Origin of the sequence: Falsiroseomonas tokyonensis (assembly GCF_019024325.1) — a bacterium.
GTDB lineage: Bacteria > Pseudomonadota > Alphaproteobacteria > Acetobacterales > Acetobacteraceae > Falsiroseomonas > Falsiroseomonas tokyonensis.
Window position 1 is genome coordinate 232,783 of the sequence record NZ_JAFNJS010000002.1, and the last position, 10,581, is coordinate 243,363.

Below are 10,581 nucleotides of genomic sequence, written 5' to 3' on the forward strand. Positions count from 1 at the left end.
GGAAGATGCAGTATTGCTGCGTCTTGGTCGTGTTACAGTTCGTTCCAGAAAATATTCGGGGCCAGAGATCATGGGTGTAGCTGTATCCGGCATTCCTGTCACTGATCAGCCTCGTGCAGCAGTCCACCCGTATCAGATGGAACGCATCGCAGCCCTGGATTCGATGCGTGGAATAGCTGCAGTTATCATCATCATATATCACAGCATTACAGTTTATCCCCAGATATTTCAGGTTCTCGACGGGGCCGGTCGCAATGCTTTCGAAGGCGGCGGCCTAACGGTCTTCCTGCTGACCACGCTGCCGCCCAGCCTGCTGTGGTCGGGGCGCGAGGCCGTGCTGTTCTTCTTTGCGCTCAGCGGCTTCGTCCTGACCCTCCCCTTCATGACGCAGCGGCCGCCGCGCTACGTGTCGTTCCTGCTGCAGCGATTCGTCCGGCTGCTGCCGCCCTGCGTCTTCACGGTCCTGGTCATCGTCGCCCTGATGTCGGTGCTGCCGGCCGGCACGAAGAACGACACGCCGATGACCGTCCTCGACTACTGCTGGTTCGAGGCGCCCGATCTCTGGATGGTTCTGAAGCAGGCCTTCCTGATCGGCGATTTCTACTCGCTCAACCCGGTGCTCTGGACGCTGCACTACGAATGGCACGCCTCCATCGTCTTCCCGCTTCTCGTCCTGCTGACCGCGGCGGGCACCCGGCTGACGCTCGCGGTGATGCTGCTGGGCACCGCCGTGGCCTATGCGGAGCTGCGGCTGACGGGCAGGACCGGCTATGCCATGACGTTGTACTACCTGCCCTACTTCGCGCTCGGCAGCCTGCTGGCGCGGCACCGGGCGGAGGTCCGGGCCTGGGTGGCCCGCCTGTCCGATGGCCAGCGGATCGGGCTTTGGGTCGGATGCTACATCCTTCTGAAGTTCCGGTGGCTGGTGCCGGCGCCGGCCGTGGTGGATGATCTGGTGAACGGTGCCGGCGCGGCCTTGCTCATCGCGCTGGTGATCAGTTCGCCTGCCATGCAGGCGCTGCTGATGCGGGGTCCACTGCCCTGGCTCGGCAAGGTGTCATTCAGCCTCTACCTGGTGCATCTCCCCGTCATCCTGATCCTGGTGAGCCACATGCCGGCGGAGGTGCCGCTACCGGTGACGCTGCTGCTCGCCGCCACCCTGTCCTTCGCCCTGGCCGCGCTGATGTTCAGGACCGTGGAACTGCCCTGCATCCAGCTCAGCCGCCGCATCGCCAAGGCGGTCGCCCGGCCTGCATCAGAAGCGGATCAGCAGCCGGGTGAAGACCGCACCCTCATCCAGCGCGCGTAGGCCCGCGCCGTCCGGCTGGCGGGTGATGCGGCGCAGGCCCTCGAATTCGATCTGCGCCTGCTCCGACAGCTGCAGCCGCACCCCGCCGCCCCAGGACGCCAGGCGCCGCGCGCCGACATCGCTGCCATTGTCCGTCGCGCGGGCCTCGTCGTGGAACAGGTAGAACTGCACGCCGCGCGGATCCCCCGACCAGGGCAGCGACAGATGGGTGTCGGCCCGGATCTCCAGGCTGCCGGCGATCGCCCGGTCGCCGGCCAGCTGCCCGGAATGGAAGCCGCGGCCCAGGCGGTTGCCGCCGAGGTAGAATTTCTCGGCGGGCGGCAGCGCGTCATCCGCCCATTGCACGGCGCCGGCGCCATACAGCGAAAGCATCCAGCCTTCCGCCGGCTGGAACAGCGGTTGCAGCCGGGATGCCTCGGCGACCAGGCGGGCAAAGCCGAAGTCGCTGCCGAACCGGGCGCTGGTGCCGTGGCTGCCGTCGCTGGCGCCGAACACTTCGAGCCCGCGATGCAGGCGCAGGCTGGCGGTGCTGACCGCGGCGGCGGGCGCGAAGCCGAGCAGCGCATCGCGCGCCTCGCCCTCCAGCCCCAGGCGCAGTGCGCGCACCGCGTCCCGGCTGAACCGCTCGCGCGGGGCACCATCGCCCCTGCGGAGCCGCACCAGGCTTTCGAAGGCATCGAGCTGCGCCGTCAGGGTCAGGTTGCGCGGGCGGGACCGGATCAGCGGCTGGGCCAGGCTGAGTCCTGCCACCCGCGTCTTCCCGGCATAGCCGAGCGCCGCCAGCGCCCCGCCCGGCGCGGCACGGCCGGCGCCGGCAAAGCCGCGCAGCCGCAGGCCGGAGCCGCCGAGGAAGACCTCCTGGCTGAACTGGCCGAAGGTCTGGCCATGCTGGTCGGACTGGAACACCGCCAGCTCGCTGCGCTCGCCGAAGCGGGTGAAGGCGTTCAGCTGGCCGACCAGAAGGCCCTGCCAGGCGCCGGTCGCGGTATTGCCGCGGTTGTCCAGGCTGGCGAAGCCGGAAATGGGTTCGCGTTCGAGTTGCACCAGCAGCTGCAGCGCGCCGGGGTCGCCCTCGATCGGGCGCAACAGCCCGCGGGCGGTGATGCCCGCAATGTCGCCGGCCAGCAGCAGGGCGCGTTCCAGCGCGGCATGGGGCAGGGGGCGCTGGCCGACCAGCGGGTCCAGGAAGCGCCGCACCTGCCGGGCCGCGGGGCCGATTGCGCCCTCCAGCGCCACCTCGGCCACGAAGCCTTCGGTGACCGTCAGCAGCAGGTCCAGCTGGCCCTCCGCCCCGGCCACCAGGCTGGCGCCGACCGCGACATAGGCGAAGCCGGCGGCGCGATAGGCGCCCAGCACGGCCAGCCGCGCCGCCTCGATCTCCGCCAGGGTGACGATGCGCTGGGCGAGATGGCCCGGGCGCAGCGCGGAGTCGGGCAGGGCGGTGTTGCCCCGGATCCGCACGGCGCCCAGCGCCAGGCGACGGCTGGCGCCCGGTCCGGTGGTGGCCAGGGGTTCCGGCGGCAGCAAGGGCGGGCCGAGGCTGGGGGCGGGGGCGGGGGCCACGCGCTCGATGAGGCCCGGCTGCGGCGGCACGGCCTGGGCCAGCGCCAGGGCCGGCGCGCAGGCCAAGGCGAAAGCGGCCAGGCGGGTCGCGGAAAAAGCCCGATACGCCCCCACTGCCACCCGAAACCCCGCGCCTTGTTCAACCGCCGCGCGATGGACCGTGGCGTAACGTCTAGCCTGGCGTCAACGCACCTTCGGCGCCGAGCATCGGAATCGGCCCCAGCCCGGGCAGGTGGCGGAAGGGCAGGCCATAGACGCGTTGCAGCAGCGCCGGGTGCAGCGCCTGCTCCGGCGGGCCGCAGGCGATCAGCCGGCCTTTTTCCAGCAGGGCCACGCGATCCGCGACGAAGGCGGCCTCCTGCAGGTCGTGCAGAACCACCAGCACCGCGAGGCCGCGGCGTGCCAGGCGCTTCAGCAGGCGCAGCAGACTGGCGCGGTGGCCGGCATCCAGGCTGGCGGTGGGCTCGTCCAGCAGCAGTGCCGCCGGCATGGCGGCGCCATCCAGCTGCGCCAAGGCGCGCGCCAGATGCACACGCTGGCGCTCGCCGCCCGAAAGCGTGGCGTGGTCGCGACCGGCCAGATGCGCGACATCGGCCTCGGCCAGGGCGGCGGCGATGGCGTCCTGGTCCCGTGCGGTCTGGGCCGGCTCGCCATGCCAGGGCAGGCGGCCGAGCGCCACCACGGCCCGCGCCTGCATCGGGAAGGCGACGCCGACATGCTGGCCCAGCACGGCGCGGCGTCGCGCCAAAGCGCGCGGATGCCAGGCGGAAAGGCTGCGGCCCTCCAGGCTTGCGGTGCCGGCGCCGGGCTTCGTCTCGCCGGCCAGGATCTTCAGCAGGCTGGACTTGCCCGCGCCATTCGGCCCGGCCAGCACCAGCACCTCGCCCGGCCGCAGCTCCAGCGACACATCGGTGAGCAGCGCGCGTCCGCCGGCGCGCAGCCCGAGGCCCTGGCCGGCGATCATGCCGCAGCCTTCCGGCGCAGCAGCCACAGGAAGAACGGTGCGCCGAGCAAGGCGGTGACCACGCCCACCGGCAATTCGGCCGGCGCCGCCAGGCTGCGCGCCGCCAGGTCCGCCAGCACCAGCAAGGCGCCGCCCAGCAGCGCGGAGCCCGGCAGCACCAGCCGATGGCCGGACCCGAAGCCAAGCCGCAGCAGATGCGGCACCACCAGGCCGACGAAGCCGATCAGCCCGGTGAAGGCGACGCCCGCGGCGACGGCGATGGCGGCCAGAGTCACCGCCAGGTGTTTCAGGGCTTCGACGCGGTGGCCCAGGTGAAACGCCTCCGCCTCGCCAAGCAGCAGCGCATCCAGCGGCCGGGCGAGGGCGATCAGGCCCAGCGTCGGCAGGCCGATCAGCACGGCCACCACCGGAACCTGCTCCCAGCGCGACCCGGCCAGGCTGCCCAGCGTCCAGAAGGTGATGTCGCGCACCTGGCGGTCATCGGCTGTGAAGATCAGCAGCCCGGTCAGCGCGCCGGCCAGGGCATTCACCGCGACGCCCGCCAGCAGTAGCGTGGCCACGCCGGTGACGCCGCCGATGCTGCCGAGGCGGGCCATCAGCAGCGTCGCCCCCAGCCCGCCGAGGAAGGCGGCCAGCGGCAGCATCCACAGCCCGAGCGCACCCGCGGCGACGCCGAAGACGGTGGCGCCGAAGACGATGGCGGCCACCGCCGCCAGCGCCGCGCCGGCCGAGACGCCGATCAGCCCCGGATCGGCCAGCGAATTGCGGAACAGTCCCTGCATCGCCGCCCCCGCCGCGCCGAGCCCGGCGCCGACCAGCGCCGCCATCAGCACGCGCGGCAGGCGTATGACGCCGAGTACCGCGGCATCCCGCCGGAATTCCGGCGGCAGCGGCGCCAGGCCCAGCCAATCCGCCAGCACCGCGCCGAGCCCGCCGGGCGAAATCCGCGCCGGTCCCAGCAGCACGCCCGCCGCCATGGCCGCCAGCAGCAGAACCGCGCCGCCGGCCAGGACGACGGCCGTCAGGTCACGCGCGGCCGGCGGGGCGATTCGAGAAATATGCATCACACCCAGGGCCGGGCGGGCAGGGAAGGCAGGTTCGCCCGGGGATGTAGCAGCGCCGCCAGGTCGCGCCGAGCATGGGCGGCGCGCGGGCCGAAGCCCAGCGCATAGGCGCCGTCCACGGCCATCACGCGCCGCGCCGCGGCGGCCGGTGTCACCGCCAGCGCGGTGGTGCGCAGCACGGCATCCACGCCACCCGCCTCGGCCAAGGCATGCTGCATCATCACGATCGCCTCTGGCGCCAGCAGTGCCGCGGCCTCGGCCGAAAGGGGGCGGTAGCCGGTGAAGTCGCGCAACACATTCTCCGCCCCCACGGCGCCGAGCAGCGCATCGGCATGGGTGCCGCGGCCGGAGACCAGCGGCGCGCCGCGCGCGGCGGAGAGCACGAAGATCGCCCGCACCGGGCGCAGCGCCGCCACCGGCGCATCCAGCCGCGCCCAGTCATCCGCCACCGCTTCCGCCAGCGGCCGGCCCTCCAGCCCCAGCGCCTGGGCGATGGCCAGGATCTTGCGCGGCACCGCCGCCGCCCCCGCGCCGTCCGGTATCAACGCCACCGGCGCACCGGCGGCGCGCAGCACGGCGATGGCCTGCGGCGGCCCGGCCTCATCCGACAGCAGGAGCAGGTCCGGATTCAGCGAGATCAGCCCCTCCGGCGCCAGGGACCGCAGGTAGCCCACCTGCGGCAACGCCCGGACCGGCGCGGGGAACAGGCTGGTGCTGTCCACCGCCGCCACCTGCGACCCGGCGCCGAGGGCGAAAACCGTTTCCGTCACCGCGCCGCCTACCGTCACAAGGCGGCGCTCGGCCGCCCGGGCCGCCAGCGGCAGCGTAGCCGCCAGGCCGAGCAGGGCGCGGCGCCGCATCACGCGGCGCGGTCCGAAGGCCAGGGCGAGCCGGACACCTCGGCCACCACCGCGCGCCAGTCCTCGCGTTCCGGCTGGCCCGGCTTGCGGGCGCCGAAGAGCAGGGCGATGGTCTCGCCCGCCGCGTCCAGCAACTCGATCGAGGTCACCTCGCCATCCGCGGTCGGCTTCACGACGCGCCAGGCCTCGGCGACCCCCGCCTCGCGCAGATGCAGGTTGAAGATCGGGTCCAGCACATTGAACCAGCCCGGCGTGGGACGCAGGCGGGTCACCGGGCCGGTGTGGATCTGGATGGCGCTGCGATTGCCGACGAAGACCATGATCGGCACCTCGGCGCTCGCCGCGCGCTGCAGCGTGGCGGCGGCGGCGGAGGGCGGCAGGCGCAGCGCCAGGTCCTCGCCGGCCAGCCGGAACGCCTGGCGGCGGCTGGCCTTGTGGCGGCGCAGCAGGGTGATGAAGTCGTGCGTGTCCTGCAGCGCCAGCCAGTCCTCGCGCAGCCTGGCCTGGTCCACCGGCGTCTCGACGGCGGGTGCCGTGGGCTCCGGCGGCGTCATCGGCGGCAGGGCGGCCAGCGGGGTGGCGAATTCAGCCACCAGCGCGTCCCAGGCGGCGCGGTCGGTTTCCTCGGTGGCGAAGACCTTGTGGACCGCCACGCCGTCCTTCTCGAAGATCTGGATCGAGGGGCGTTCGCCGGCCAGCGCATAGGCATGCGCCCAGCGGCTGGGAAACAGCCGCAGGTCGATATCGGGCCCCAGCACCAGGATATGGCCGGGGCCGGAGGAGACATCCTGGAAGGCGCCGTGCCGCTCATGCACCGCATGCTCGTTGCGGGTCAGCGCCATGATCCGGCCGAGGCGCGGCATGGCCCCGACCAGCGCCGCCCATTCCGGCTTCAGCGCCGTGACCGTGCCGGTGGCGCCGCAAGCGACCAGCGCGGCTTCCGTGGTGCCGAGGCGCTGCGCCGCGTCGCGGGCCCGCACCGGGCCCGACTTCAGCAGCTCCGCATGGCGTTCGTTCAGGCTGGGCATCTTGGGTTCACTCCCTGGATCAGAAGCTGACGCGCAGCGCGCCGCGGATGTTGCGGCCCACATCGTAGAAGGGCGGGGAGGGGTCGCTGTTCCAATTGGCCCGGCGGTAGGCCTGGTCGAAGACGTTATCGATCGCGAGGGAGAGCCGGACATTCGGGGCGAAGTTCGGCGTCCAGGCCGCATGCAGGTCGAGCAGCCCGTAGCCGCTGGTCTGCTGCGCCACGCCCGCCACATTCGGCGCCCGGTCCTGTTCGGCGGTGGCGGTGATGCGTCCGCCCACCACCACGCCATGCTCCAGGAAGCGATAGCCGGCCGAGAGCGTCACCCGATGCGCGGGGATGGAGGCCAGCGGCTGGTCGGTGACGCGGTTGTCGCCCTTCAGCGCCGCGGCGCCGATGCCGGCATACCAGAGGCCCGCATCATACTGCGCCTCCGCCTCCACGCCCTCGATCCGCGCCTCCGCCACATTGGCGCTGACGGTGGTGGTGCGCAGCACGGTCTGCTCGATGAAGTCGTCGATGTCGTTGCGGAAGGCCGCGACGCGGATGCGCAGGCGGTCGCCGCCCTGCAGCACGTCGGAGAAGCGGAGATTCGCGCCCACTTCCTTGTTGCGCGAGACCTCGGGCCGCAGATTGGGGTTGGGCACGAAGCTGTTGCCCGGGAAGTGCTGCCCGCCGACATAGAGCTCGGTCAGGGACGGCGCCCGGAAACCCTCGGCATAGCTGACATAGGGCTGCAGCCAGGGCGTCACCTGCCAGGCGAGGGAGATGCGGGGCGAGGCGCGTTCGGAATTGCGGTCGTTCCGCCCGTCCGGGCTTTCCTGCTCGAAGCGGTCGAGGCGCACGCCCGGGGTCAGGGTGAAGGCGCCGAGGCCGATCTCATCCTGCACGAAGAAGGCGGTGATGGATTGCTGGGCGGAAGGGAATTGCTGGCGCGGCACGCCGTTCGCGGTGCCTTCCTGCTCGTCCCGGTAGAGCTCGGTGCCGAAGGTCAGGGCGTGCCGCGTCGGGCCGAGGCCGAAGCGGGAGGTGTTCTGGGCATCAATGCCGACCGTCGTCAGCTCCGTCCGGTCGCGCACCCGCGTGCCGGTCAGGCGCTGCTCCGTCAGGTCCACATGGGTGCGGTAGAGCACCACCTGCGGGTTGAACAGCGGCAAGGCGGGGTCGTCATAGGACCAGCGGAAGGAAAGGTTTTCCGACACCGTGTCGCGGTCGGTGATGCCGGTGGTGGTCGCGGTATTGGCCGAGATCGGGATCTGGTGGTCGTCGCGGAAGCGCAGCGCGGAGAGCTGGAAGCGGTGATGGCCGGGGTTCCAGCTCAGCTTGCCGAGCAGGGAGGTCGCATTGTCCCCCGTATAGGGAATGGTGTTGTCCGCGCCGTCCGTGAAATTGTTGTTGGTGAAGCCCGCCACGGCGCCGAGCAGCGAGAAATCGCCGGCCCGCGCGCCGAGCGCCAGGCTGCCGCGCGGCCCGCTGCCCTGGCTCTGCCAGCCGGCGCCGAGCGTGCCGCCGAAGGCAGCCCCCGGCTGCAGGATATCCTCCACCTCGATGGTGCGCAGCGAGATCGCGCCGCCCAGCGCGCCGGAGCCATAGAGGGTGGAGGCCGGGCCGCGCAGCACCTCGACCTGGCGCAGCAGGTCCGGGTCGACGAAGGTGCGGCCGCGATGGCCGGCATTGAAATTGTTCCGCGCCCCATCGGTGCGCAGCACGATGCGCTCATCGCCCAGGCCGCGGATGATCGGCTGCAGCGCCGTCGTCCGGGGGGCACCGGAAGACTCGATGCCGGGGATGTCGCGGATCAGGTCCACCACGCTGCGCGCGTCGCGACGCTCGATCTCCTCCCGCCCCACCACCGTCACCGGCGCGGCGACATCGCCGGAGACGGCGGGCGTGCGGGTGGCCGTGGTGGTCACCGCATCGAGCGGCGTGACCGCGGTGCCGGCCGGCACGGCCGGCTGGGTGCTGGCCGGCGCCGCCTGCTGGGCGGAAGCCGGGGTGGCGGCGAGGGCAAGGATGGCGGCAGTCAGCGAGGCATGGGCCAGGCGGCGGTGAGCCATGGGGGCGCTCCGGTTCGAGGTCGGGGGGCCTGGCTGGCAGTCACGGGGGCTGGTGCGCGTGGGCTGGCTGGGCGGCAGGTCGCGGCTATTTCGTCAGGATGAGCTTGTCGTTGCTGGTCAGGCGCAGTCGGTAGATCTCGCCATGATGCTCGATCAGCAATTCACGCGCGCCGCGCAGCAATTCGGTGCTTGGCACCATCGCGGGGGCCGGTGTGTCCCGGGTCACGAGGGCGGGCTGGGTCATGTGGGGACTCACTGGGAGGTGTCACAAGCTTGCTACCGCAAGTGCGAGTCATTCGCAATAGATGTGACGCCGCGCCGGCATCCGGCGCGCCTCGGCGCCGGGACTCAGCCGCGGAAGTTGGCGGGGCCTTGCGCCCCGCCGGTCAGCCCCCGCGCGGGCCGCGCGGCCGGCCGCGCCGGATGACCTGCGCGCCGCGCCCGGCGCGGCTTTCGGTGGCCAGGGCCAGGGTGGCGGAGGCATCGGCGGCTTCCGCTTCCTGCAGCGTCTCCGCCGGTGGGGCCGAGACCTCCCCTTCGGTGGCGCCGAGCAGCGGCTTCAGCGTGCCATGCGTCTCGTAGAAGCCGCTATCGGCGCGTTGGGCCAGATGCGGCACGCCCTCGATGCGGAAGATGCGCCGCTGCATGGTGAGACGGGCCACCTGATCGTCGGTGGCGGGGATGAAGGCGCAACCCGCCGCGCGGGCTGCCCTGACCTGGTCGGGGGAGAGATCCATGCGCCGGGGTTAGCGCATCCGTCAGGCTTTGTCTGCCGGGGGAAGCGACGCCACAGCCTGTTGTTGTGCCTCCGCCGGGCCGGGGAACAGGCTCTCGGCGAGGGACAGGGCCAGGCGCACCGCCTCGCTCTCCCGCTCCGCATGCCAGGCGAGCGCCACGCCCACGGCATGGATCGGCCCGGCCAGCGCCCGGAAGGCGACTCCGGGCGGCCGCAGCCGCGCCATGCCGGCCGAGACCAGCGCCACGCCGAGTCCCGCCGCGACGAAGCCGAGCTGCGCCATGGCGGAGCCGACCTCCCGCTCCGCGCGCGGCGCGAAGCCGGCATCGCGGCAGGCGGCGACCATGGCATCCGAATAGGCAGGGCTGATGGCGCGCGGCAGCACCAGCATCGGCTCGTCTGCCAGTTCGGAGAGGTCCAGCGGACCGCTGCCCGCGGCCAGGCGATGCGCCTCCGGCAGCGCCGCCGCCAGCACGTCCCGGCCGAGGCTGCGCAGCCGCAGCGGGTGGCGATCGCGATCCAGGCGCAGCAGCGCGAGGTCCACCTCGCCCCGGCGCAGCGCCTCCACCGCATCGGCCGTGTCCATCTCCCGCACCGCGATGGCGGAGGACGGGCGCGCCGCCTGCAGGCCGCGCACCAGCGGCGGCAGATAGTCAAACAGTGCGGAGGTGACGCAGGCCAGCGCCACCGGCGCATGGCGGCCCTCGCGCAATTCGCGGGCGAGCTGTTCGACCTGGCCCGCGCCTTCGGCCAGGCGGCGCGCCAGCGGCAGAAGCGCCTCCCCGGCGCGGGTCGGGCGCACGCCCTTGCCGGTGCGGTGCAGAAGCAGCACGCCGAGCTCCCGCTCCAGCGCCTGGATCTGCGCCGTCAGCGGCGGCTGGGAAATGCCGAGCCGCGCGGCGGCGCGGCCGAAATGCCCTTCCTCGGCGACGGCGAGGAAATGGCCGAGGCGTCGGACGAGACGGAAATCCATGTGCCTTCAGCCTCACGCGATCCGGAAA

Annotated in this window: 10 protein-coding genes; 1 reads left to right on the forward strand and 9 read right to left on the reverse strand. The window is 72.5% G+C overall.

Features of this window, described 5'->3' with window-relative positions:
- Nucleotides 1–136 precede the first annotated feature (136 nt).
- Nucleotides 137–1,309, forward strand: a complete 1,173-nt coding sequence (locus J3S20_RS07225; protein ID WP_281419486.1) for an acyltransferase family protein — start codon at nt 137–139, stop codon at nt 1,307–1,309.
- Here the strand turns inward: J3S20_RS07225 and J3S20_RS07230 are convergent.
- From J3S20_RS07230 to J3S20_RS07270, 9 genes are all read right to left on the reverse strand, one after another.
- Nucleotides 1,256–2,992: a ShlB/FhaC/HecB family hemolysin secretion/activation protein gene (locus J3S20_RS07230; protein ID WP_216835779.1), complete on the reverse strand. Its 1,737-nt coding sequence runs from the start codon at nt 2,990–2,992 to the stop codon at nt 1,256–1,258. The two genes, J3S20_RS07225 and J3S20_RS07230, sit on opposite strands and share 54 nt — an antisense overlap.
- 52 nt (nt 2,993–3,044) lie before the next feature.
- Nucleotides 3,045–3,836: a heme ABC transporter ATP-binding protein gene (locus tag J3S20_RS07235; RefSeq protein WP_216835780.1), complete on the reverse strand. Its 792-nt coding sequence runs from the start codon at nt 3,834–3,836 to the stop codon at nt 3,045–3,047.
- Nucleotides 3,833–4,900: a FecCD family ABC transporter permease gene (locus J3S20_RS07240; protein WP_216835781.1), complete on the reverse strand. Its 1,068-nt coding sequence runs from the start codon at nt 4,898–4,900 to the stop codon at nt 3,833–3,835. Before J3S20_RS07240 ends, J3S20_RS07235 begins: the two co-directional genes overlap by 4 nt.
- Nucleotides 4,900–5,760 (reverse strand): heme/hemin ABC transporter substrate-binding protein, encoded by an 861-nt coding sequence (locus J3S20_RS07245; protein ID WP_216835782.1) that lies wholly within the window; start codon nt 5,758–5,760, stop codon nt 4,900–4,902. The genes J3S20_RS07240 and J3S20_RS07245 overlap by 1 nt, the downstream gene beginning before the upstream one ends.
- Entirely contained in the window at nt 5,760–6,788 is a 1,029-nt protein-coding gene (locus J3S20_RS07250; RefSeq protein WP_216835783.1) for a hemin-degrading factor, read from the reverse strand. Before J3S20_RS07250 ends, J3S20_RS07245 begins: the two co-directional genes overlap by 1 nt.
- A 19-nt stretch (nt 6,789–6,807) precedes the next feature.
- Nucleotides 6,808–8,844, reverse strand: a complete 2,037-nt coding sequence (locus J3S20_RS07255) for a TonB-dependent hemoglobin/transferrin/lactoferrin family receptor (RefSeq protein ID WP_216835784.1) — start codon at nt 8,842–8,844, stop codon at nt 6,808–6,810.
- Between the two features lie 85 nt (nt 8,845–8,929).
- Nucleotides 8,930–9,088 (reverse strand): hemin uptake protein HemP, encoded by a 159-nt coding sequence (gene hemP / locus J3S20_RS07260; protein ID WP_216835785.1) that lies wholly within the window; start codon nt 9,086–9,088, stop codon nt 8,930–8,932.
- 142 nt (nt 9,089–9,230) lie between these two features.
- Complete coding sequence (locus J3S20_RS07265; protein ID WP_216835786.1) at nt 9,231–9,581, reverse strand: hypothetical protein; 351 nt, start codon at nt 9,579–9,581, stop codon at nt 9,231–9,233.
- A gap of 21 nt (nt 9,582–9,602) precedes the next feature.
- Nucleotides 9,603–10,553: a LysR family transcriptional regulator gene (locus J3S20_RS07270; RefSeq protein WP_216835787.1), complete on the reverse strand. Its 951-nt coding sequence runs from the start codon at nt 10,551–10,553 to the stop codon at nt 9,603–9,605.
- Nucleotides 10,554–10,581: the final 28 nt, after the last annotated feature.

What these genes read in the sequence shown, in the direction of transcription:
- J3S20_RS07225 (WP_281419486.1), top strand. Translation starts at nt 137, where the DNA reads ATGGAACGCATCGCAGCCCTGGATTCGATGCGTGGAATAGCTGCAGTT.
- J3S20_RS07235 (WP_216835780.1), bottom strand. Translation starts at nt 3,836, where the DNA reads ATGATCGCCGGCCAGGGCCTCGGGCTGCGCGCCGGCGGACGCGCGCTG.
- J3S20_RS07240 (WP_216835781.1), bottom strand. Translation starts at nt 4,900, where the DNA reads ATGCATATTTCTCGAATCGCCCCGCCGGCCGCGCGTGACCTGACGGCC.
- J3S20_RS07245 (WP_216835782.1), bottom strand. Translation starts at nt 5,760, where the DNA reads ATGCGGCGCCGCGCCCTGCTCGGCCTGGCGGCTACGCTGCCGCTGGCG.
- J3S20_RS07250 (WP_216835783.1), bottom strand. Translation starts at nt 6,788, where the DNA reads ATGCCCAGCCTGAACGAACGCCATGCGGAGCTGCTGAAGTCGGGCCCG.
- J3S20_RS07255 (WP_216835784.1), bottom strand. Translation starts at nt 8,844, where the DNA reads ATGGCTCACCGCCGCCTGGCCCATGCCTCGCTGACTGCCGCCATCCTT.
- hemP (WP_216835785.1), bottom strand. Translation starts at nt 9,088, where the DNA reads ATGACCCAGCCCGCCCTCGTGACCCGGGACACACCGGCCCCCGCGATG.
- J3S20_RS07265 (WP_216835786.1), bottom strand. Translation starts at nt 9,581, where the DNA reads ATGGATCTCTCCCCCGACCAGGTCAGGGCAGCCCGCGCGGCGGGTTGC.
- J3S20_RS07270 (WP_216835787.1), bottom strand. Translation starts at nt 10,553, where the DNA reads ATGGATTTCCGTCTCGTCCGACGCCTCGGCCATTTCCTCGCCGTCGCC.